The 21,904-nt window shown below is 69.7% G+C and carries 25 protein-coding genes and 2 tRNA genes; 6 read left to right on the forward strand and 21 right to left on the reverse strand.

The window, feature by feature from the left end; translation table 11 throughout:
- Positions 1 to 10 precede the first annotated feature (10 nt).
- A complete protein-coding gene (xth, locus tag GXW78_RS07405) occupies positions 11 to 778 on the forward strand; it encodes an exodeoxyribonuclease III (protein WP_211867475.1) in 768 nt (255 codons plus the stop codon).
- On the opposite strand, the gene GXW78_RS07410 is transcribed toward xth, so the two are convergent.
- The 10 genes from GXW78_RS07410 to GXW78_RS07455 all read right to left on the reverse strand — a co-directional run bounded on the left by GXW78_RS07410 (position 779) and on the right by GXW78_RS07455 (position 11,095).
- A complete protein-coding gene (locus GXW78_RS07410) occupies positions 779 to 1,102 on the reverse strand; it encodes a hypothetical protein (RefSeq protein ID WP_211867476.1) in 324 nt (107 codons plus the stop codon).
- Between the two features lie 96 nt (positions 1,103 to 1,198).
- A complete protein-coding gene (locus GXW78_RS07415; protein WP_211867477.1) occupies positions 1,199 to 1,432 on the reverse strand; it encodes a hypothetical protein in 234 nt (77 codons plus the stop codon).
- Between the two features lie 105 nt (positions 1,433 to 1,537).
- A complete protein-coding gene (gene ilvD, locus GXW78_RS07420; protein ID WP_211867478.1) occupies positions 1,538 to 3,259 on the reverse strand; it encodes a dihydroxy-acid dehydratase in 1,722 nt (573 codons plus the stop codon).
- Positions 3,260 to 3,316: 57 nt separating this feature from the next.
- Positions 3,317 to 4,312: an LLM class flavin-dependent oxidoreductase gene (locus GXW78_RS07425; protein WP_211867479.1), complete on the reverse strand. Its 996-nt coding sequence runs from the start codon at positions 4,310 to 4,312 to the stop codon at positions 3,317 to 3,319.
- A gap of 52 nt (positions 4,313 to 4,364) precedes the next feature.
- Positions 4,365 to 5,165 carry a DUF72 domain-containing protein gene (locus GXW78_RS07430; protein ID WP_211867480.1) on the reverse strand — a complete coding sequence of 267 codons (801 nt, stop codon included), beginning with the start codon at positions 5,163 to 5,165 and terminating at the stop codon, positions 4,365 to 4,367.
- A gap of 134 nt (positions 5,166 to 5,299) precedes the next feature.
- Positions 5,300 to 5,473, reverse strand: a complete 174-nt coding sequence (locus GXW78_RS07435) for a hypothetical protein (RefSeq protein ID WP_211867481.1) — start codon at positions 5,471 to 5,473, stop codon at positions 5,300 to 5,302.
- Positions 5,473 to 8,172: a valine--tRNA ligase gene (locus GXW78_RS07440; protein ID WP_211867482.1), complete on the reverse strand. Its 2,700-nt coding sequence runs from the start codon at positions 8,170 to 8,172 to the stop codon at positions 5,473 to 5,475. Before GXW78_RS07440 ends, GXW78_RS07435 begins: the two co-directional genes overlap by 1 nt.
- A 50-nt stretch (positions 8,173 to 8,222) precedes the next feature.
- Complete coding sequence (locus GXW78_RS07445) at positions 8,223 to 8,768, reverse strand: DUF2497 domain-containing protein (protein ID WP_211867483.1); 546 nt, start codon at positions 8,766 to 8,768, stop codon at positions 8,223 to 8,225.
- A complete protein-coding gene (locus GXW78_RS07450; protein WP_211867484.1) occupies positions 8,765 to 10,291 on the reverse strand; it encodes a TolC family outer membrane protein in 1,527 nt (508 codons plus the stop codon). The genes GXW78_RS07445 and GXW78_RS07450 overlap by 4 nt, the downstream gene beginning before the upstream one ends.
- A gap of 147 nt (positions 10,292 to 10,438) precedes the next feature.
- Positions 10,439 to 11,095 (reverse strand): protein-L-isoaspartate O-methyltransferase family protein, encoded by a 657-nt coding sequence (locus GXW78_RS07455; RefSeq protein WP_211867485.1) that lies wholly within the window; start codon positions 11,093 to 11,095, stop codon positions 10,439 to 10,441.
- A gap of 271 nt (positions 11,096 to 11,366) precedes the next feature.
- Between GXW78_RS07455 and GXW78_RS07460 the strand changes: the two genes are divergently transcribed.
- From GXW78_RS07460 to GXW78_RS07480, 5 genes are all read left to right on the forward strand, one after another.
- Positions 11,367 to 11,440, forward strand: a tRNA-Cys gene (locus GXW78_RS07460).
- A gap of 59 nt (positions 11,441 to 11,499) precedes the next feature.
- A tRNA-Asn gene (locus GXW78_RS07465) sits at positions 11,500 to 11,575 on the forward strand.
- Between the two features lie 178 nt (positions 11,576 to 11,753).
- The gene (locus GXW78_RS07470) at positions 11,754 to 12,965 is read left to right on the forward strand and encodes a tyrosine-type recombinase/integrase (protein ID WP_338147703.1); all 1,212 of its coding nucleotides are present in this window, start codon (positions 11,754 to 11,756) and stop codon (positions 12,963 to 12,965) included.
- A gap of 407 nt (positions 12,966 to 13,372) precedes the next feature.
- Entirely contained in the window at positions 13,373 to 14,029 is a 657-nt protein-coding gene (locus tag GXW78_RS07475) for an SOS response-associated peptidase (RefSeq protein ID WP_211867560.1), read from the forward strand.
- Complete coding sequence (locus GXW78_RS07480; protein ID WP_211867486.1) at positions 14,026 to 14,310, forward strand: hypothetical protein; 285 nt, start codon at positions 14,026 to 14,028, stop codon at positions 14,308 to 14,310. The genes GXW78_RS07475 and GXW78_RS07480 overlap by 4 nt, the downstream gene beginning before the upstream one ends.
- On the opposite strand, the gene GXW78_RS07485 is transcribed toward GXW78_RS07480, so the two are convergent.
- The 11 genes from GXW78_RS07485 to GXW78_RS07535 all read right to left on the reverse strand — a co-directional run bounded on the left by GXW78_RS07485 (position 14,307) and on the right by GXW78_RS07535 (position 21,901).
- A complete protein-coding gene (locus tag GXW78_RS07485; protein ID WP_211867488.1) occupies positions 14,307 to 14,513 on the reverse strand; it encodes a hypothetical protein in 207 nt (68 codons plus the stop codon). The two genes, GXW78_RS07480 and GXW78_RS07485, sit on opposite strands and share 4 nt — an antisense overlap.
- Positions 14,514 to 15,090: 577 nt before the next feature.
- Positions 15,091 to 15,801: a glycoside hydrolase family 108 protein gene (locus GXW78_RS07490; RefSeq protein WP_211867490.1), complete on the reverse strand. Its 711-nt coding sequence runs from the start codon at positions 15,799 to 15,801 to the stop codon at positions 15,091 to 15,093.
- Positions 15,802 to 15,891: 90 nt separating this feature from the next.
- Entirely contained in the window at positions 15,892 to 16,278 is a 387-nt protein-coding gene (locus GXW78_RS07495) for a hypothetical protein (RefSeq protein ID WP_211867492.1), read from the reverse strand.
- Entirely contained in the window at positions 16,278 to 16,625 is a 348-nt protein-coding gene (locus GXW78_RS07500) for a hypothetical protein (RefSeq protein ID WP_211867494.1), read from the reverse strand. Before GXW78_RS07500 ends, GXW78_RS07495 begins: the two co-directional genes overlap by 1 nt.
- Positions 16,626 to 16,666: 41 nt before the next feature.
- Complete coding sequence (locus GXW78_RS07505) at positions 16,667 to 17,122, reverse strand: hypothetical protein (RefSeq protein WP_211867496.1); 456 nt, start codon at positions 17,120 to 17,122, stop codon at positions 16,667 to 16,669.
- On the reverse strand, positions 17,106 to 17,540 hold the full coding sequence (locus GXW78_RS07510) for a hypothetical protein (RefSeq protein ID WP_211867498.1): 435 nt from the start codon (positions 17,538 to 17,540) through the stop codon (positions 17,106 to 17,108). Before GXW78_RS07510 ends, GXW78_RS07505 begins: the two co-directional genes overlap by 17 nt.
- Position 17,541: 1 nt before the next feature.
- Entirely contained in the window at positions 17,542 to 18,762 is a 1,221-nt protein-coding gene (locus GXW78_RS07515) for a phage head spike fiber domain-containing protein (RefSeq protein WP_211867499.1), read from the reverse strand.
- Complete coding sequence (locus GXW78_RS07520; RefSeq protein ID WP_211867501.1) at positions 18,762 to 19,304, reverse strand: hypothetical protein; 543 nt, start codon at positions 19,302 to 19,304, stop codon at positions 18,762 to 18,764. The genes GXW78_RS07515 and GXW78_RS07520 overlap by 1 nt, the downstream gene beginning before the upstream one ends.
- The gene (locus GXW78_RS07525) at positions 19,304 to 20,104 is read right to left on the reverse strand and encodes a hypothetical protein (protein WP_211867503.1); all 801 of its coding nucleotides are present in this window, start codon (positions 20,102 to 20,104) and stop codon (positions 19,304 to 19,306) included. Before GXW78_RS07525 ends, GXW78_RS07520 begins: the two co-directional genes overlap by 1 nt.
- Before the next feature lies 1 nt (position 20,105).
- A complete protein-coding gene (locus tag GXW78_RS07530) occupies positions 20,106 to 21,737 on the reverse strand; it encodes a hypothetical protein (protein ID WP_211867505.1) in 1,632 nt (543 codons plus the stop codon).
- A complete protein-coding gene (locus GXW78_RS07535; protein WP_211867507.1) occupies positions 21,734 to 21,901 on the reverse strand; it encodes a hypothetical protein in 168 nt (55 codons plus the stop codon). Before GXW78_RS07535 ends, GXW78_RS07530 begins: the two co-directional genes overlap by 4 nt.
- Positions 21,902 to 21,904: the final 3 nt, after the last annotated feature.

The following is a 21,904-nucleotide window of genomic DNA, read 5'->3' on the forward strand; positions in this document are numbered from 1 at the left end:
CCCGGCCGGCATGAAACTCGCGACCTTCAACGTCAATTCGATCCGCCAGCGCTTCGGCCATGTCGCGCGCTTCCTCGAGCGCGTGCAGCCCGAGCTGCTGTTCCTCCAGGAGACGCGCTGCCTGGCCGAGCAGATCCCCTGCGCGGATTTCGAGGCGCTGGGCTACACGACCCGCGCCGTCGGCCAGTCGGGCGGGCGGAACGGCGTCGCGGTGATCGCGCGAATCCCCTTCGACGTGGTGGCCGAGGCCCTGCCGGGCGATCCCGAGGACGGCCACGCCCGCTACATCGAGGTGCGCGTCGATGGGATGAACGTGGCCGGCATCTACCTGCCCAACGGCAATTCCGGCGGCGAGGCGGGCTATGCCTACAAGCTCAACTGGATGGCGCGGCTGCGGAGCGTCGTCGCCGACCGGCTCGACAGCTTCACGCCGCTTGCCGTGCTGGGCGACTTCAACGTGTGCCCGACGGATGCGGACCTTGCGCCCGGCGCCCTGCCGCCGACCGACGCGCTGGTGCGGCCCGAGACGCGGGCGCAGTTCCGCGCGCTGCTGAATCTCGGCATGACCGATGCGCTGCGGGCGCTGCACCCGCGGGAGACGCTGTTCACCTACTGGGATTACGGCGCGGCCTTCGAGACCAACCGCGGCCTGCGAATCGACCATGTGATGCTTAGCCCGGAACTGGCCGATCGGCTGAACACATGCGAGGTCGACACGCTGCCGCGCAGCGAGATGCAGCCATCCGACCATACGCCGGTGATTGCGACGCTGCGCTGACTACCAGCGCCGCCCGTACCATGGCCGGCCCCAGTAGCCCGGCCCGTAGTACCCGCGACCCCAGCCGCCGCCCCAGCCCAACCCGATGCCGATGCTGACCGGCGGCGCCACATAGACCGGCGGCGGCGGCGCGACATAGACAGGCACGCCCGGCTGGTAGCCATAGCCGTAGGCTGGGGGCGCGTAGGCGACCGGGGGCGGGACATACGGAACGACAGCCGGCTGCGGTGCCGGCGCGGGGCCCCAGGTCCCGTTCGGATACTGAACGCAGCCCCCGAGCAGGGGGGCAGCGGCAACCAGCAGCACAGCGACGACCGGGCGCATCACGGTATTCCTTCCGAGTCGGACGGCCCCGGCGCCGCCCGTCCCCTGTTCAGGAAGATGGTGAGCATGGCGCGCGCCGATAAGACGCCGCCCGCATCATCGCCACACCCAGCGCCCGCCGTAACAGCGTCCATAGGCGTCGCAGCGCCGGGGCACCCAGACACGCTGGCGGCGCGGCGGCGGTTGGACATAGACCGGTGGCGGCGGCGGCGGCGCGTAAACCGGCGCCGGCGCGACATAGACGGGCCGCGGTGGCGGCGGCGCGGGATAGGCCACGCACCCCGCCAGACCGAGCCCCGCGAGCGCGGGCAACAACAGGCGCTTCGTCATGCTTTCGCATCTCCCGTCAGCGGGCCGCGGTCGAAACCGCAGCCCTTCAACGCGAGACGAAGCAGGCGCGTTGCCTGTGGCGCCGCCGTGGCGGCGGTGTGGCGGTTACTGGTCGGCGTAGCAGTGCGTTTCGGCCACCGCGCCGGGATTGGTCACGGCACCGAGATGCGCCGGCCCGACGAGCTGCGCGTATTTCCACAGCGCACCGGCATTGTAATCGTGCGCGCGCGGCTTCCAGGCGGCGCGGCGGCGGGCGATCTCCTCCTCCGGCACCATCATGTCGATAGTGCCGGCCTCGGCATCGATGACGATGCGGTCGCCATTCTGCAGCAGCGCGATCGGGCCGCCAACCGCGGCCTCCGGCCCGACATGGCCGATGCAGAAGCCGCGCGTGGCGCCGCTGAACCGCCCATCGGTGATCAGCGCGACCTTGTCGCCCATCCCCTGCCCGTAGATCGCGGAGGTGGTGGACAGCATCTCGCGCATCCCGGGCCCACCCTTCGGGCCTTCGTAGCGCACGATGATGACGTCGCCGGGCTTGTAGGCGCGGGCCTCCACGGCGGCGAAGGCGTCTTCCTCGCAATCGAAGCACAGCGCGGTGCCTTCGAAGCGTAGGTTGTGCATGCCCGCGATCTTCACGATGGCGCCGTCCGGCGCGAGGTTGCCGTGCAACGCGACGACACCGCCGATCGGGCTGATTGGGTTGGTCGTGGGGTACACCACGTCCTGGTCCTTCGGGACGATTACCTCGCGATGGTTCTCCGCGAGCGTCTTGCCCGTGACCGTCAGGCAGTCCCCGCGCACATAGCCGCCGTCGAGCAGCGCCTTGATGATGACGGGCACGCCGCCGATGCGGAACACATCCGCCGCCACGTATTTCCCGCCCGGCTTAAGGTCCGCGATATGCGGCGTCTTGCGCATGATCTCCGCGACATCCTGTAGGGTGAAGCGGATGCCGGCCTCATGCGCCATGGCCGGCAGGTGCAGCGCGGCGTTAGTGGAACCGCCCGTGGCGCCGACAATCGCCGCCGCATTGTGCAGCGCGTCCAGCGTGACTATGTCGCGCGGACGCAGGTTGCGGCGTATCAGCTCGACCACTGCCTTGCCCGAGGCCACGGCGTAGTCGTCGCGTTCCTCGTTCGGCGCCGGCGCGCCAGCGGAGAACGGCAATGCGAGGCCGATCACCTCCGACACGCAGGCCATGGTGTTCGCGGTGAACTGGCCGCCGCAGGCGCCGGCACCGGGGCAGGCGTGGCGTTCCAGATCGTCCAGTTCCTCGTCGGACATGTTGCCCGCGGCGTGCTGACCCACCGCCTCGAACACGTCGAGCACCGTCACGTCCCGCCCGTGATGCTTCCCGGGCATGATCGAGCCGCCATACATGAACACGCTCGGCACGTTCAGCCGCAGCATGGACATCATCACGCCGGGCAGCGACTTGTCGCAGCCGGCGATGCCGACCAGCGCGTCATAGCAATGGCCGCGCATCGTGAGCTCGATCGAATCCGCGATGGCCTCGCGTGATGCCAGCGAGGACTTCATCGACTGGTGCCCCATCGCGATGCCGTCCGTCACCGTGATGGTGGTGAATTCGCGCGGCGTCGCCCCCGCTGCCTTCACGCCCTTCTTCGCCGCCTGCGCCTGGCGCGACAGCGCGATGTTGCACGGTGCCGCCTCGTTCCAGCAGGAGGCGACGCCGACCAGCGGCTGCTCGATCTCCTCCTTCGTCAGGCCCATCGCGTAGTAGTAGGACCGGTGCGGCGCGCGTTCCGGCCCCAGCGTGGTGTGGCGGCTGGGCAGGCGGGATTTGTCCCAGGTCGACGGCATTTGACTGGCTTCCTCGGGCTGGTCTGCCGCGTATCCGGGGCGGATGCGCGGCTGGCGTCAAGCCTCCGCCATCGCCTGCGCCTCGGCGAGCAGTGCGAAGGATCGCAGGCGGGCGGCCGGGTCGTGGATCTGCGCCGTCACCATGAATTCATCCGCGCCGGTGCGCTGCGCCAGTTCGGCCAGGTCGCGACGGATCGTCTCCGGCGTGCCGACCACCGAGCAGGACAGCGAGTGCGACAGCATCGCATGTTCGCGCGGGCCGATCCGCGCGTCGAAGCCCTCGACTGGCGCCGGCAGCTTGCCGGGGCGGCCAATGCGCAGGTTGATGAACGCCTGCTGCAGCGACGAGAACAGGAAGCGCGCCTCGTCCTCCGTCGGGGCGGCGAACACGTTGACACCGACCATCGCCCGCGGCGTCGCGAGACGATCCGACGGCCGGAACCGCTCACGATAGATCTTCAGCGCATCCATCATCTGCTGCGGCGCGAAGTGGGAGGCGAAGGCGTAGGGCAGGCCGAGATAGGCGGCGAGCTGCGCCCCGAAGGTGCTGGAGCCGAGGATCCAGACCTCGACATCCTGGCCCTCCCCCGGCACGGCGCGCAGCGCCTGGTCGGGATGGGCGGGGCGGAAATACTCCATCAGCTCCGCGACATCCTGCGGGAAGCTGTCCGCATCGCCGGCGAGGTTGCGCCGGAGCGCCCGCGCCGCCACCTGATCCGTGCCCGGCGCACGGCCAAGGCCGAGATCGACCCGCCCCGGATACAGCGCCGCGAGCGTGCCGAACTGTTCCGCGATGATCAGCGGCGCATGGTTCGGCAGCATGATGCCGCCGGCGCCGATGCGGATGCGCTGCGTGCCTTCCGCGACATGCGCGAGGGCGACGGCCGTCGCGGCGCTCGCGATGCCAGCCATGTTGTGGTGTTCCGCCATCCAAAAGCGCCGGTAGCCGAGCGCATCCGCATGACGGGCAAGATCGCGGGAGTGGCGCAACGCCTGGCCGGCGTCGCTGCCCTCGGGGATCGGGGAGAGATCGAGAACGGAGAGCGGGATCATGCCCCGCATATGGGTGGCCGGCGGCCGCCGTCAGCCCTTCGCCCGCGCCCGGTCAGCCCTGCATGCGGCCGATGATCTCCACCGCCGCGGCCGGGTTGCGTTCCTTCTCCCCGCTGATGACGAAGAGGAAGACGTCCCGCGCGGTCTTCTTCCCCGGTTTGCCTACAGGTTCGGCAAGGTCGTCGAGCCCCTCCCCCTTCGCCAGCGCCTGCGCGCGCTTCGCCCAGGCGTCCAGCACCTTCGGCGCATAGCCCGCCGGATGCTCCGCCGTCGTCCCCATGATGCGGAGATAGGCGAAGGGCGCTGTCAGGTCGGTGATCAGCGGGAACTCGCTGTCGGCCGCGATGACGACCGCCACGCCATGCTTGCGCGCGATGTCGATGAATTCGGGATGGCGGAAGCTCTCATGCCGCGCCTCCATCGCGTGGCGTAGCGTGACACCATCCACTTCCTTCGGCAGCAGGCCGAGGAAGGCGTCGATATCCTCCGCATCGAACTGCTTCGTGCCGGCGAGTTGCCAGTTGATCGGCCCCAGCTTGTCCTTCAGCGCCGACAGCCCGCTGGCGCAGAACTTTTCCAACGAGGGCCCGGCCTCGGCCAGCACGCGGCGGTTGGTGACGAAGCGCGACCCCTTCAGCGCGAAGACGAAGCCCTCCGGCACCTCGTCATGCCACTTGGCGAAGCTCTCCGGCGATTGCAGGCGGTAATAGGTGCCGTTGATCTCAAGGCCGGTCAGGTGCTTGCCCGCATGCGCGAGCTCATCCTTGTGCGGCAGCCCCTTCGGATAGAACACGCCGCGCCAGGGCGGGAAGGTCCAGCCGCCGACGCCGATATGGATGCGCGCCTTCGCCATGGCGGTCACGCCAGCCGCGGGGCGCGGGGAACGCCACGCCTCGCGACGAAGCCGCCCATCTGCCCGACCGCCATCCCGCATCCTCCCGAGGCACGCGGAGCAGCTTAGGCAGGCGGAATGTTCTCGTAAAGTTCCTATTCCATCGAGAGGATGAAGGCGACCGCGAGGGCGATCCCGACAAGCCCCGCCACCGTCTGTGCGACAGCCATCGACATCCCACGCCGCGCCAGCACACCCCGCCCGGCGACCGTCACCACCATGAAGATGGTGAGACCGCCGATCAGGTTGAGCGTGCCGGCGTCGACCATCAGCCGGCGATGCGCGCCATCGCCGCGTCCAGCCGCGCCATCTCGGTCTGCGCGGCGGCCAGGCGGTCGCGGTTCTCCTGGATGATCTCCTCCGGTGCGCGGGAGACGAAGACCTCGCTGCCCAGCTTCGCCTCGGCCTTCTTCGCGTCGCCCTCGATGCGCGCGCGTTCCTTGGCCAGGCGCGCGCGCTCCGCCGGCAGGTCAATGACGTCGCCCAGCGGCAGCATCACCGTCGCCTCGCCCACCACAGCCTGCACCGAGCCCTTGGGCGGGTCGCCGGCCAACTCGCGGATCTCCGTCGCGCGCCCGAGCCGCTTGATCGCATCCGACCAGCGCGCCGCGCGATCGAGCGATTCCCCCGACGCGCCCGACAACAGCAGCGGCACCGTGATGGACGGCGCGACGTTCATCTCCGACCGCACGGTGCGGATTTCGGAAACCAGCCGCACGACCCAATCGAGTTCCACACGCGCCTCGGCCGCGCCCTGCACCGACGCCGCCTCCGGCCACGCGGTGCGGATCAGGCTGCCTTCCTCGCCGAAGCCCATCCGGTGCCAAAGCTCTTCCGTCAGGAACGGCATCACCGGATGCAGCAGCTTCAGGATGGTGCCGAGCACATGCTGGGCCGCACCCTTCACCTCCTCCTTCTCCGCTCCGTCAGGCCCGTTCAGCACCGGCTTGGCGAATTCCAGAAACCAGTCGCATAAGGTGTTCCAGGTGAAGCGGTAGCAGGCCATCGCATAGTCATCGAAGCGGAAGGCTTCGAGCGCGGCATTGGCCTCAGCCACCGCATTGTTCGCGGCATCGAGGATCCAGCGCGACAACGGCAGCGTCGCCGCCGACGGATCGAAATCCGTTCGCGGCGCGATCCCGTTCATCTCGCAGAAGCGCGACGCGTTCCAGATCTTGGTGGCGAAGGCGCGATACCCCTCGATACGCTGCTTCGCCAACTTGATGTCGCGTCCCGGCCCGGCCAGCGCGCAGAGCGTGAAGCGCACCGCATCCGCGCCATGCGCGTCGATCAGCTCCAGCGGGTCGAGCACATTGCCCTTCGACTTCGACATCTTCTGGCCCTTCTCGTCGCGCACCAGGCCGTGGATGCAGACCGTCTTGAAGGGCGTCTCGCCCATGAAGTGGATGCCCAGCATCATCATGCGGGCGACCCAGAAGAAGATGATGTCGAAGCCCGTCACCAGCACGTCGCCGGGGTAGTACTTCGCGAGTTCCGGCGTCTTCTCCGGCCAGCCGATCGTGCTGAAGGGCCACAACCCGCTGCTAAACCAGGTGTCGAGCACGTCCTCGTCGCGCGTCAGCGCCACGTCGCGGCCGAACTTGGCCTGCGCGAGCGTGCGCGCCTCCTCCTCGGAATGCGCGACGAACACCTCGCCATCCGGTGCATACCAGGCCGGGATCTGGTGGCCCCACCAGAGCTGCCGCGACACGCACCAGGGCTGGATGTCGCGCATCCAGGCGAAGAAGGTGTTCTCCCACTGCTTGGGCGTAAACACGGTCTGCCCGGTCTCGACCGCCTTGATCGCCGGCTGCGCCAGCGTCTTCGCGTCGACATACCACTGCATCGTCAGCCGCGGCTCGATCGGCACGCCGGATCGGTCGCCATGCGGCACGGCATGGGTGTGCGGCTCGATCTTCTCGACGAGTTCCAGTTCCTCGAGCCGCGCGACGATCGCCTTGCGCGCCGCGAAGCGATCCTGTCCGGCGAGGCCTCGGACGAAATCAAGATCCGACACGCCATCCATCGCAGCAAAGGCCGCCGCGATCTCGTCCAGCATCACGCGACCTTCCGCATCCAGCACGGAGGGCATCGGCAGGTCGTGCCGCTTGCCGAGTTCGAAATCGTTGAAGTCGTGCGCCGGCGTGATCTTCACCGCACCCGACCCCTTCTCGGGGTCCGAATACTCATCCGCCACGACCGGAATGGCGCGGCCGACCAGCGGCAGGATCACGCGCTTGCCGACCAGCGCGCGGAACCGCTCATCCTCCGGATGCACGGCCACCGCCGTATCGCCGAGCATCGTCTCCGGCCGCGTGGTCGCCACCACCAGGAAGCGGCCCGGCTCGCCCTCGATCGGGTAGCGAAGGTGCCAAAGCGAGCCCTTCACCTCCTTGCTCTCCACCTCCAGGTCCGAGATGGCGGTCAGGAACTTAGGGTCCCAGTTCACCAGCCGCTTGTCGCGGTACAGCAGCCCCTCGCGATACAGCCGCACGAAGACCTCGCGCACCGCGACGGACAGGCCCTCATCCATGGTGAAGCGTTCGCGCGGCCAGTCGAGCGAGGCGCCCAGCCGCCGCAACTGCCGCGTGATGGTCCCGCCCGATTCCGCCTTCCACTCCCAGATGCGCTTGACGAAGTTCTCGCGCCCCAGGCTGCGCCGGTCCGCATTGCCTTCCTGCGCCAGCAGCCGTTCCACCACCATCTGCGTCGCGATACCGGCATGGTCGGTGCCCGGCTGCCACAGCGCGTCGCGCCCCTGCATGCGCCGCCAGCGGATCAGGACATCCTGCAGCGTGTTGTCCAGCGCATGGCCGATATGAAGGCTGCCCGTGACATTGGGCGGCGGGATCATGATGGTGAAGGGCTTGGCCGGCGAAGCGGGGTTCGCGGAGAAGGCGCCCGCGCCTTCCCAGCCCTCATAGAGGCGCTGTTCGATGGCGGCGGGGTCGAAGGACTTGTCGAGCATGGGCGCATCCCTTCATCGCCGGCCGCCCCGCGTCAAGGGCGGCCTGCGCGTCAGGACAGGGCGCGGCCGACCACCCGTTCGATCTCGGCCCGGACCAGCCGCTCGACGATGGCCGGCAGATGCTGGTCCAGCCAGTCCTTCAGCAGCGGGCGAAGCTCCTCGCGTACCACATCCTCGATGCTCGGCCCGCCGCGGCTAACCTGGGCGGTGCGCTCGGTGCTGACGGCACGCAGCAACTGGCCGACCGAGGCCGCCGCCGCGGCGGCCACGGCCGGGGCCAGCAGCGCGTCGGGGGGCGGCGCAGAGGGCGCGGGCGGATCGGCCTCAACCGGCTCGGGGTCCGGCGCCGCCGTCACGACCGGCGGCGCGGGCTGCGACGGTGGCGCCGCGGCAGGCTCCTCCGGCGCGGAAACCATCATCTCCTCCGTCAGCAGCAATGGCTCCGGCGCCGCGGTCGACGCCGCAGCGCCTTCCTCCACGGCGGCGGTCGGCGGCGCCGCATCATCCTCGTTCAGGATGCGGCGGATGGAGGCAAGGATGTCCTCCATCGACTGTTCGGCGGGAGGCCCGGCCGGCGGGTTGCCCTGCCCGCTCATGGCGTCCGCCGCGCCGCGGGCGTCGGGTTGATCGGCACCAAGGGCTGCACCGAGATGACGCCCTGCGGCACCACCGCCGCCTGCGGCACCTGTTCGTTGAAATCGCCCGTGCCGACCCAGCGGTCGCGCACCGTGTTGTAGTAGGCGCGCGGGTCGTAGATCTGCACCGGCAGCGACAGATCCTGCGCGGTCAGTCGGCCGAGCGACGCGGTCAGTTCGTAGGAGGAGTTGATCAGCGTCGCCAGCGCGCGCACCAGTCGCGTGCGGGCATTGAGCAGTTCCTGCTCGGCATTCAGCACATCGAGCGTGGTGCGGCTACCGACGATCGCCTCTCGCTGCACGCCGTCCAGCGCGATCTCCTGTGCCCGGATCTCGGCGCGGGAACTGTCGACCTGCGCGCGCGCGGTGGTCAGCGCCTCCCAGGTTCGGGTGGCATCCTGTTCGGCGACGCGGCGCGCATCCATCAGCAACTGACGCGCCTGCTGCGCCTGCTGGCGCGCCTGGCGCACGGCGGAATGCTCGGCACCGCCCTGATACAGCGGCACCGACAGGTTCGCCGTGACCTGGGCGCCGGTCTGGCGCGACCCGCGCGTCTGGTTGTTGTCGATGCGGAAGGCCTGCGCCTGAGCGCTCAGCGACGGCAGCAGCGCGCCGAACTGCAGGTCGATATTGTCCCGCGCGGCCGACTCGTTGAACGTCGCCTCGACCACCGCGGGGCTGTCGCCGGTCGCGCGGCGGATCGCTTCCTGCAAGTTCCGCACCGGCGGGCGGATGGGCGGCGGCGCGACGAGCGATGCCGGCGCCAGCCCGATGACGCGGACGAACGTGGCACGCGACGCCTGCAGCGTGCCCTGCGACTGCTCCAGCTGGAATCGCGCCGCGGCGAGGCGAGCCTCGGCCTGCGCGACGTCGGTGCGGGTGATCTCACCGACCCGGAAGCGCTCGTTCGTCGCCTGCAGCTGCCGCACCAGCACCTGCACGTTGTTCTCGTTGAGCCGAACCTCCTCCTGGTTCTGCACCACCGAGACATAGGCGCGCACGCCGTCGAGCAGGACGGTCTGCTCGACGGCGAGCAGCCGTGCGCGCTGCGCATAGACCTGGTTCTCCGCCCGCCGCGTCCCGGCCGTGGTGCGGCCGCCGCGGTATAGCGGCTGGGTCACCGTGGCCGTCACGTTCGCCGTCGTGCGCGGCTGGTCCGAGAACACCGAGAACGGCGTGCCCGCGCTGTCGAGGTTGATGATGTTGCCCTGCGCGTCGCGCGCGACGGCCACCGTCGATTGTGACCGGGTGCTGGTGTCGGCATAGCCGCCGGCCGCGCCGATGATGACGGTGGGCCGCCAGCCGGACAGCGCCTGGGGCACGTTCTCGTCCACCGCGCGGGCCTGGGCGCGGGCGGCGAGCAATCCCGGGTTGTTCGCGTAGGCGGCGGCCAGCGCCTCCTGCAGCGACTGGGACCACGAAGCGGCAGCCGGCAGCACGGTCAGCGCGGCGGAAAGAAGCATGGTCCGTCGCAGGCTGGTCATCACGTCCTCAATCCCCCAACTGGATGGCGCGCGGCAACGCACGGGATCCGCTGCCGAGCCCGACGCTAAACGTAGGGAAGCTAACGCACCGCAACAGGGCTGCGCCACCCCGACGGAGAAAATCCGGCGGGGTCCGTGGCCACGGTGTCAGAACGCGAAGGCCGGTGCCACGCCGAAGCCCGGCACTGCCGCGGCATGGGCATCGAAGTCGATCGTGGTCGTCATGCTGCCGCCGACGCGCCGCATCAGCCAGGCGCGCCCCGGCGGCCCGCCCGCGAGGCCGATGGCGACGAGCCGCCCGCCCTCGATGAGCTGGTCCTGTACCGCCTCCGGTACCGCATGGACGCCGCCCTCGATCATGATGACGTCATAGGGGGCGCCGGCCGGATGGCCGCCCTCCGGCGCGGCCTGGATCAGCGTCACCTGGCCGGCGGGCATGGTCGCCGCCAGGGCGACGCGCGCGATCGCCAGCAGCGCCGGATCGGATTCGACGGCCGTCACCGTCGCACCCATCGTCGCCATCAGCGCCGCGCCACAACCGGTGCCCGCGCCGAGCACCAGCGCGCGTTCCCCGCGCCGCAGCGCCGCGAGCTGCACCAGCCGCGCGAGGACGAGCGGCTTCAGCATGGCCCGCCCGCCGGGCAGCGGCACATCGGCATCGGCATAGGCCCGCATGGCGGCGGCGGCGGGCACGAAGCGTTCCCGCGGCAGGTCCCGCATGGCCGAGACGATGCGCGGGTCGTCCACCTGGTTCGGCCGGAGCTGACCATCGACCATGAACCGGCGCGCCTCGGCGAAATCCATCTGTGAAGGCCCTTCGAAAACGAGCCCGGGTTATAGGTCTGCCCGCCCGGCCGCGCCAAGCGCACAGACGCCCGCCCGTCCCCCGACCGGCGGCGTGTAACGAAAAGAGCGCATAAGGCTTCTGTCAGCCGGTTGCACCGGGGCCGCGCCGCCAGTAAGAAGCGCGCCACGTGAACGGGGGGGCATCCCCCGGGCACTGCCAAACGCGAGGGACGGCGACCGCCAAGCCCTGCCAAGGCTGCTCTATTCAATCTGGTGATCTCAGCGCGTTGGTCCGGTGGCCGAGTGGTCAGGCAAGGGTCTGCAAAACCCTCTACAGCGGTTCGATTCCGCTCCGGACCTCCACCGCGCAGGAAGGGTTTACACTGCTGCCGCGCAGGACTATACGCGGCGCCCGGCTCCGTTCCCCGATAGCTCAGTTGGTAGAGCGCGGGACTGTTAATCCCTAGGTCGTAGGTTCGAGTCCTACTCGGGGAGCCAAGCGCCCTTCCAAGCGCATCTGTAGCCTTCCATTTTGAACCGCAGAGGCCCGGCCTTCTGCGGTTTTTTCTTCCCCTCCCTTCCCGTCCGTTCCACCCTCAGTAAATGGGAACAGCGGGTATGGAGCGGGTATCCCCAGCGGCCGATACCCACCGGAGGATCGATGCCGCTCACAGACGTGAAGGTGCGCCAGGCGAAGCCGCGCGAATCCGGATACCGGATCCCCGACGCCGGCGGCCTGCACCTTTTCGTCACGCCAAGCGGAAGCAAACTATGGCGTGTCCGGTACAAGATCGATGGGAAGGAGAAGCTGCTGTCGCTTGGCAGCTACCCGGAGATCTCGCTCGCTGCCGCGCGTGAGGCGCGCGACCAGGCGAAGGCCGCAAAGCGGCGCGGCGTCGATCCCTCAGCGCTAAAGCGCGCTGGCGCCCTGCAGCCAGGGCAGGCCCCGCCGGCAACATTCGAGGTCGTCGCCCGCGAATGGCACGCGGTGAAGGCGCCCAGTTGGAAGCCGCACCATGCGGCGGACGTGCTGGCCAGCCTCGAGCGCGAGATATTCCCGACGATCGGCGCCCTGCCCCTTCCCGAGATCACGACGCCCATGGTGCTCGAGGCGCTGCGGCGGGTGGAGAAGCGCGGGGCGGTCGACCTGGCGCACCGGCTGCGGCAGCGGATTTCCCACGCCTTCCAGTTCCACATCGCGTCGACCGGCAACGGCCGTGACCCTGCGGCCCATCTCAGCCGAGCCATGACGCCGATCGACAAGAGCGGCCGCCGGCCGGCGGTGACGACGATCGCCCGGGCGCGGGAGGTGCTGCAGGCCTGCGAGCAGCTGCCGGCATTCCCGGTCACTCGGCTGGCCCTACGGCTGCTTGCGCTGACGCTGGTGCGGCCCGGCGAGGTGCGTGGAGCCGTACTCGACGAATTCGAGGATCTCGACGGCCAGGAGCCCACCTGGCGCATCCCACCGGAGCGGATGAAAAGCCAGTTCGAACACGTCGTGCCGCTGTCGACGCACGCCGTCGACGTGGTGAAGGAAGCAACGCGACTGGCGGGCCGAGGGCCCCTTCTCTTCCCCAGCACGCGCCAGGCCCGCCGGCCGCTCAGCGAGAACGCGATCGGGTACCTGATGAATCGCGCTGGCTTCCGCGGCGAGCATGTCGCGCATGGCTGGCGCGCCACTGGGTCGACCGTCCTGAATGAACGATACCCCGCCGATCGCCAGGCCATCGACCTCATGCTGGCGCACGGCCCGAAGGATCCGGTCGAGGGCGCCTACAACCGCGCCCTGCACCGCACGCGCCGGCGCGAGCTGGCGCAGATCTGGGCCGACATGCTGCTGGAGGGGATGCCGAATGCGGAGCAGATTGCGACCGCTGCTCGGCGCTGACGGCCTCGCGTGTTCTCATCCCGTTCACGGTCGGCTAGCCTCGGGCCATGCCGCCGCGCCCCTCCAAGTCGGCCTGGTTCCCGGCAGCCGAATTGCACCCTGACGGTGTGCAGCTTGGCCGGTCGGTGCCCGACGACCTCCACTATCTCTGCTTCTTCTGCTCCCATGCCCCGGGCGCCTGCCGCGCGACGTATGAGGTCGGGATCCCCGCGGCGATCGAGCGCTTCGGCCCGTTGATCCGCACCCTCGAGCTACGGCGTCGCCTGCGCTGTCGCTGCGGCAACCGAAACGTCGCATTGCAGCTGCACGTCGACACAGGGCCCAAGGAACGAAGGGCGGCGCGTGGACCTCTGCCGGCGGTGACGGCACCCTGGCCGGAGGAGCTCGAGGACGTCTGGGAGGACTACATGTGCACGAACTACGCGGTCCACACCAACCAGGCGGCGATCCGCCTCCTCGCGAAGCCCTGGCGAGATCTGACTGGGAACATGGCACCGATGCCGGCGGTCTTCCCCGACTATGCCGCGCCAATCGTGCGGAACACGACGGAGGGGCGCGAGCTCGCAATGGCGCGCTGGGGCATGCCGTCGCCGGCGTTCGTCCTGCACGGCCGAAAGGTGGATTCGGGGGTGGTGAATGTGCGCAACACTAACTCGGCGCACTGGCGGCGCTGGCTGGGGCCGGCGAACCGCTGCCTCGTGCCGTTCACCAGCTTCGCAGAACCGGAGCCGCAGCCGGACGGCCGCAAGCCGCCGGCGTGGTTCGCGCTGGGCGCCGATCGGCCGCTCGCGTTCTTCGCGGGGATCTGGCTGCCGCAGTGGACGTCTGTGCGAAAGCTGAAGGAGGGGGAGGTCACCACCGACCTCTTCGCCTTCCTGACATGCGAGCCGAACCGGGAGGTCGGCGCCATCCATCCGAAGGCGATGCCCGTGATCCTGACGGAGGAGGATGAGCGCGAGATGTGGATGACCGCGCCCTGGGACCTCGCGAAGGCCCTACAGCGGCCGCTGCCGGATGATTCGCTGATCATCGTGGCCCGCGGCGAGAAGCGCGACCCGGCATGACCGACGCACTGCCGCTCCCCCACCGCCTCGACGGCCGCCGCCCCGACCCCGAGAAGCTCGTCACCGCGACCGGCCCCCTCGGCGGGCCGAGCTATGAGCATCGCGGCGCCCAGATCGACTGCAATCCAGGCGGACACGTCTGCCGACTGAAGATGGAGGGCCACCCGCTCGACGGGTCGAGCTTCGGCGTGCCGGGCACCATCGTCTACCTGGTCGACCTGTGGCTCGACCAACAGCGACTGCCGCCCTGGATCAAGGTGGTACCGCCGAGGAAGCCCTAGGGCACCTTCACCGTCACCATCTTCCCGACGAGGTCCCCAGCCTCTCCGGGCTGGTGGGCGATGTGGCACCAGAACTCGTGGGTGTCGCCCTGGCGCATGACCTGGCGGCAGAAGCCGCCTTCGCCGAACTCAGCCCGCGCCAATGCTTCGGCCTTCCTGCGAGCGAGCGCCTCGAGCGCCGGATCCTCTGGGGGCAACTTCATCCTGCGTCTGAACTTCGGCATGGCGGCCTCCGCAAAGGAACGCGCGTGACCGCCTCCTGTTGCGCTGGGGGGCCGCACTTGCCACCCCCAACCACGATATCCACCGCCATCCACCACCCACCACTGCTGGGCCGACTCGGGGCGCAAGCGCTAATGTTCGTTTGCCTACCGCATCGGTGGGCATCCCATCGACTGCGAACAAGCAGGAGTAAACATGACTACTCGGAAGATCGGCCGGGACGCTGGCACTGGCCAGTTCAAACCAGTGGAAGCGGCTCGCCGCGACAAGGAAGGGTCGGTGGTGGAAACCATCCGGACCCCTTCGAAAACGACCCCTCCGACGGCGAAGCCGACCCCACCGAAGCAGGGCCGGTAACGCTTCGAGCCAGTAGTTCCTGACGAAGGAGGGCCGCGGCAACGGCCCCCTTCACGTCCAGTGAACATCCAGGATCAGTTGCCGCGCAAGGTAGATCAGCGACGCTTCCAAACTTCACACCTCAGGTTCCCCGAAAGACTACGAGGGGAACGCACCTCATGGGCAGTGATACCTAGTCCGCCCGAGGGCGCGGGACGTTGATCAGGGGCCCATCAACCTGCCGCGCGCGCGGATGTCATCCACCCTGCGCTGCCACCCCCGCCCGAAGGTCGGCCACAGCAGCGCGCCGGTGTTGCTGTTCCGCGCCACCTTCAGGAACGCCAGCCGATCATCGCAGATCCGGTCCACCAGCCGCGCCCGGTCGTTCACCGCGCGCACGGCAGCCAGCGTGATCGGCCCGACGAAGCCATCCGCCCCGACGCCGACCATGCGCTGGAGACACTTCGCCGCCCGCATGCCACCGCTGTTCACCGCGAAATCGAACACGGCCAGGTCGACGCCGGCGGGCAGGTCATCACCGCGGACATCCGCCCAGAACCATTGCCGATACACCATCGCCGCCTTCGCGGGCGACACGAGCAGGATATCGTCCCGATCGACGTCACCGTCCCCGTCGAGATCCATCATGCTGCCGAGCGTCCGCGCATAGCGCAGCGAGATCCCCATGTTCGTCGCCCCGCCCGGATCAGCTGGATGGTCGACGAAGCCGCCCTCATGCTTCAGCACGATGGCGACGCAATCCTGGAATCGGAGGTCCGCTTCGGTCGGGCGGAACGCTGGCACGGGGTCGCCAACGGCGTGCACCGGGATAGCCCGGGTGGGTCGAGGCCAGGGCTCGATCGGCTGGATCGGCCCGGGCGCGACAGGCGGCGGCGCTGCTGCACCGCCGCGCAGCCAGCTGAAAATGCTCATGGGGTAGCGATCTCCCTCACGGTTGCGAGCCGCTGCCGGCAGTCCTCGCCGGCCTCGGCCAGATCCAGGATCCAGCGCGCGAGCGCCTGGTCATCGGGGGCGACGGGCACCGGCGGTTCCGGCCGGCACACCAGCGTCGACGGCGGGAACACCCGCGGCGCCGGCGTCACGGGCGCGCAGCCCATCCAGAGCGGCGCGCACAGCAGGGGCAGCAACGCAGGCGTGCGTGACAGGCGCGGCATCGACGGCCCTCCGGATCGGTTGGAATCGCGCGTCGCGCTCGGCGACGGCCATGGCGAGGCGCTCGAGCGCGACGATGGCGGTGTCCCTGCCCTTCACCGCTTCCTCAGCGGCAACGGCGCGCAGGTCGGCGGCCTCCCGCCGCGCCGCCTCGACGCGCCAGGCGCCGAACAGCACCAGCAGGACGGCGCCGGCGGCGAGCCAGCGGGCGACGGGGGAAAGGAGGAAGGCGGGCATCATCCGTCACCCGCCGCGACCTTCCGCGCGAAGGCGGCCCGGCACATCTGCTCCAGCGTGACGCGCGCGATGCCGACGCGCTGCGTCGTCTCGGGCAAGGCGCCGGCGACGTAGTCCGCCATGCCCTGAATGGCGACCTCGCTCCCGAGGCCCTGCCGGACCTTCTCCAGGGCGAGCTGCGCGGCGTTCTCGATCGCGTGCCGAATCAGCGTGGTGTCGGCACCGTTGATCTGCACCGACAGATAGCGGAGCAGCAGAGGCAGGCTGCGGATCAGCAGGCCGGCAAGCGCGGTTACAGCGCCGGCAGCCGCCAGCACCGCCGCATCCATGATGGGGGCGAGGTTCACGGGGATCTCCGATGTTGGATGCCGGCACCCGCCGGCGGGGGTCACGCGCCCTTCGGGGGGCGCAGCGTCTCGAGTGATGGAATTGGTGGCAGGTGATAGTCGGTCGCCGGCCCAGCCAGCTTGCGCTGCTCCTCAGTCAACAGCCCTCGGAGCACTTGCATCAGGTCGTTGCCGCGGTGGCGCTGGGTTCGCGCCACTTCCTCCATCTGGCGCCCAGCCAGCATCCAGCGCGTGCCGCTCTCCTGCGCTTCGTCCAGCCGCTCCTCCGCCTCGCGCTCAGCCGCGCGCGCGCGGTCCCGGTCCTTCACCAGGTCGGCCTGCCACTTCTCCTCGCGCTCGCGCAGGCGCCTCTCTTCGTCGGTTTCGAACTGCCGGTCCTCGGTGCGCTTCTTTGCCCACCGGTCCCACCAGCCGTACAGCACGGCCGCGCCGGCGGCGGAGCCGAACCACATCGCGCCCTGGATCAGCAGAGCGTAGGCGTCACCAGTCGCGGGCATGCTTGGCCACCACCAGCAGGTTCGGGAACGTCCATGCGGCAGTGGCAGCCAGGAAGGGCGACCAGGGGAAGATTGGCCACACCAGGAACGATAGGCTGCCGAGCCACATCACCACGCCCATGGCAGCGATGGCGCGCAGGAATCGAATGCGGAAGAACAGGCCGAACAACTGCACCAGGCCACCAGCGACAGTGAACACCGCGACGCCGTGCCCCGGCAGGATCTCCGTCATCAGATCGAAGGATCGATAGTCCTCGGCTCCGCGGCCGAGCAGCAGGCACGAACCGAAGGCCAGCATGCCGACGGCGCTGCTGAACTCGGCCCAGGCGCTGTCCTCGCGGAAGATCGCGGCGAGACGATGCAGCGTGAACGCCAAAGGATGCCGCAGGAACTCGCGTGCGGAGACCGTCGTCGGCATGTCAGCGATCCCTGATCGTGTAGCCGTCGGGCCCGGCCGCATCGGTGTACTGCCGCGCCAGGTGCTCCGCGCGCGGGCCGATCCAGCCATTCAGGTGATTCCCCCCAGCGGCATTGCCGAGGAATGCCCGCTGTAGCCCCGGCGGTATGGCGACGGCGGTCGAGACGGGCGCCGCGCCATTGACCGACAGGACCAGCCCCGCCGGCCCGTAGGACGCGCGCACCGTGTGCCGCTGCAGCGCCGGACCGGAGGCCATCGCGACGGTTCCCGCGATCACGCCCCCGACTATCGAGCGAAGCCGGACCGTCGTGCCACCCGCAATCAGCGACAGGCGGATGCGGTTGCTGGACGTGCCGTCGTCGACCGTGAGCAGCTCACGATCGCCGCTGAGAACGTCCCCGGGGATGAAGTCGATGACGAAGGTGCCGGCGGCTGGCGTGAGCCAGCGCTGGACGTCGATGAAGGAGACGTTGTCGGCGGAGCGGGTAGAAGGCCCGGGCGAGCCGATGGGCGAAAGCACCGGGCTCGGCACGAAGCCTGCGAGGGCAGTCAGACCGCCCCACAGGTACACGCTCAGCCCAGCGGCCGCGTAGCTCGGCGCCCTGCCCTGGCCGGCGCCCGTGATGAGGTAGAGGTTGAGCGAGGCGGCCGTCGCCGCGCCTGTCATCGCCCCCGACATCCAGCAGAGGAACCAGCCGTCCCGCAGCGGACGGATGCCGCTGCTGACGTTCGCACCCGTGTTGCCGACCACGCCATTGGCGAGGTCGAAGTTCGCCCAGGAGCCAAAGCCCGCTATCGCATTGGCCCAAAGCAACTGAATGAAGCTGCCGGCGCCAGCCCGAGCCATGACGTAGGACGTATAGACGTCACCGATGTTCGCCACGGTCATGTTTGCCGCACCGATGACATGCGTGCTGGTCGCGCCGCCGTCGGTCAGCAGCGCCGCCTCGGTAAGGCCGTTGGGCGCAAGGCCGGCATTCGGTGCCAGCACCACGTTGCTTTGCGACCATGCGGCACCTTGGAAGCGCGGATCGGTGATGCGGTTGGTGATCGCCGCCTCTACCAGCAGCCCGCGATGCGCCCCTGTCGCTGGATCCCAGTCAGGGCGCAGGGTGTTTGCCAGCCGCTCGGCCAGCACACCGTCCGGCCCGAACGACCAGCCGCTATTCGCCCGCGCCACCGCCAGCAGGTCGGTGTCCGGGTAGTCCAGCCGGGACAGCATCAGACGCGCTCCACGACGCGCCAGGAGCCCGCGATCACCCCGGCGCCAAGCGCGCCGCCGAACAGCAATTCACCGATCTCCGTCGCGCCCGGGCGCCGCGCGTCACCGACGGGCCGCACCCGCCACCCGATCTCGTACGCCGGCGCGCAGGTCAGCCCAGCCACCAACGGCCACCACCAACCGCCGCCGGCGAGCCATAGCACCACGGCCGCGGGTGCCCCCCACAGCACGCCCCGCACCATGTGCAGCGCCGCGTCGCGGGACCATCCGCCCTCGTTCCTGCCGAGGTCGCTCGACCGCCACCAGCCGGGCAGGCAGCCGAGCCAGAGCGCGACTGCCAGCGCCAGCGACCAGCCCCACGGCAGCGGCGTCACCAACCACGCCAGCAGCGCCAACGGGACGGCCCAGGCAACAACCCGCGCCGTCGTCGCGCCGCGGCCGGTGACGCGGGCGAACACCGCCGCGCCGCGCAACCAGAAGCCCGCGGCGCCGATCAGGGCGCCCGCGACGGCCCCGGTGAGGTCGAGGATCTCCGGCACCATCAAAGCCGCTCCACGACGCGCCAGGAGCGCGACCAGCCGGGGAACGCCGTCCGCGTCATGCCGTCAGCCTGGCCGGGCTGCACGACGGCACCCCAGATGCTGCGGAGGTTCATCTCCACCCGGCTGAGCCCGGTATCCGGCACCCACAGCACGTCGCGCACCGCGCCGTTCCGTCGCACCATCGCCCGGTACTGCGTGGCGATCTCCGACACGCCGAGGTAGCGCGTCTCAAACGCGGCAAAGCGCGGGTTGCTCAGCGCCGGGGCGGGGAACTCCGCCCCCGTGTACCCATTCCTATCCCGGCGATCGAGGATCATCCGATCTTCCTGGTAACCCCAGGATTGAGCACGGGTCATGCGCCACAGCGCCCCCGCCACGACGAGGCCGATATCGATCTCCGACAACGCCGCGTCGGTCACTTCCACCAGGAGGTACCGGCCCGTCGCCGGACCTGCGGCGCGCACCACGACTACGTTGCCGTTGGCCTCGTCGCCGGTCGCTGCGGGCCCCACGCCGCTATCCCAAGCGTCGCCGGCGGCGCCCGTGATATCGGCCGTTGAGAGCCGAACACGGATCGTTGCCGAGGCCGTCAGTGTGCCGGACAGGGGCGCCACGCAATCGAGCGGGCGCGACGCGCCAAGGTCGAACAGGATCGCCGCACTGCTCCCCATGAACCGCGTCCGCACCCGCGGCTGAGGATCCTGCAGATTCGATAGCGGCATGGTCGGAACCGTGGCGGCAGCGGCTGTCACCGACGCAGCGCGCGCGGTCACGTCGTCGTAAAGGAAGGCACCCGGCATCTCAGGCTCCCTGGGTCGCGATGGTGATTGTCAGCCGCTGCGCCCCGAGCTGCTCCCGCCACCCGACGACGACGCCACGCACCCCGCCGCCCATCTCCCACAGGTCGTACGAAACGCGGCCGACGTGCCCGCACTCGATCTGACCGAGATAGCGATCGGTGGTGATCTCAAAGATCCGCGGCCCCGCCTCCAGCCACCTTGCCCACGCCTGCGCTCGGGTCGAGGCGTCCGCCTGCGACCAGAACAGCCCGGGAAGCAGCATGTCCCTTTGCGGCGCGAGGCGCTGGGTGAGCGTGACACTGTTGATACGCTCCGGGCCCGACGCGCGATTCTTCAGCCGCTCGCGATCCGCGGCCGGGACACTACCCGCCACGTCCGTCATCGGGGTCCAATTGGGCCGCCAGTTCACGCCGACGGAGGTGGACAGCGATCGGAGCGAGGCCGGCAGCGAGACCGGGCGGCAGTCCAGGACCCAACCCGCCTTGATATCGAACTGATCAGTCGCGTCGCTCGCGATCGGATCGAACAGGCGAATGGCGCCCGACCGACCACCGCAGAGCACCGCCCCACTGGCCTGCACAATGGTGCTCGCGGCGTCGGAGGCTGTGATCTCCTGCCCGCCGCTGTACCAGCCGATCTCGCCCGGGATGTCCGCCTCAGCAAAGGCGAAGGAACTGCCGTCGATCTCCAGCGCGCCGACGCCCGGCCCCAGCGCATTGATCAGCCGCCGCAGGACGCCCGCGGTGCTGCTGACGTACCCGCCATCGGCGTCGCCGCGAACGTCGGCCGTCACGATCCCGTCCGGCGTGCTCCCGAGCTGGAACATGCCGAGAGCTTCCCACGGCCGCGCCTGGCCGACCGTCGGTGTGCCGCTGCTGACCAGCGCCTGTTCCACGCCGCGGATGCGCACCGCATCGATGGAGAAGACCTGTCGCCAGGACACCTGGTAGGTCGGCAGGCTGCCGGCGCCGAGGTCGATGTTGCCGAGGAAGTTGGGGGTCACGTTGCCGCAGCGCCCGAGCAGCACAGGCTTGGGCCGGTCCTTGAGCTCGTCGCCGCCCTCGATGCCTCCGGTCCCCGCGTACTTCGTCGGCTGCAGCGGCACCGCGAGGCGCTCCAGCACATCAACACCGACCAGGGTGCCGGTGCGCCCTGCCCCGCGATCCACCCCGCGCGTCAGGCCCGAGAATGCCAGCACAGGGTCGGTGCGGGTTATGGTCGCAGTGCCTGCCGAGAGATCCAGGCGCATTCCCAGCACCTTGCCCGCCAGCGGCGTTCCGACGTCGCTTGCGCGCGCGTCCACCACCGGCACACGCCGGATCCGCAGCCCCCGCCCGTCGGCCAGCCCGTAGCGGTGCAGGTCGCGCAGTGCCGCGTCCGCGTCATCCAGTCCGATCGTGGATAGCCCCACCGTGAGCTTCCCCCCGATCCCCAGGGCATCGAGCGCCGACTGGCTGATCTCCACATCGCCGGTCAGGCGCGGCTGGTAGACCGTGCTCGCCGGGTCGTCGGTGCTGGCCGTCGCGTAGCCGGCACTCGCCCACCGCAGCGTGTCGATACCCTGCGGCGAAACGAACGCATCCGGCAGCCAAGCGGGCGGCCAGAAGCCGGGAGCATCGAAGCCCAGGTTCATGAGGACGCCAGCCCCTTCGCGTCGACTTCCACCAACAGCACCACCGCGCGCGGCTCGGACCCCGCCGTCAGCACCGGCCGCGTCAGACCCGCCGCCTCTTCGAACATCGCAGGCAGCGTCGCCGGCGGTTGGAAGCCAGGACCGTCGAATCCTGCGCTTTGCATCAC

Source organism: Neoroseomonas terrae (assembly GCF_018129025.1).
GTDB lineage: Bacteria > Pseudomonadota > Alphaproteobacteria > Acetobacterales > Acetobacteraceae > Neoroseomonas > Neoroseomonas terrae.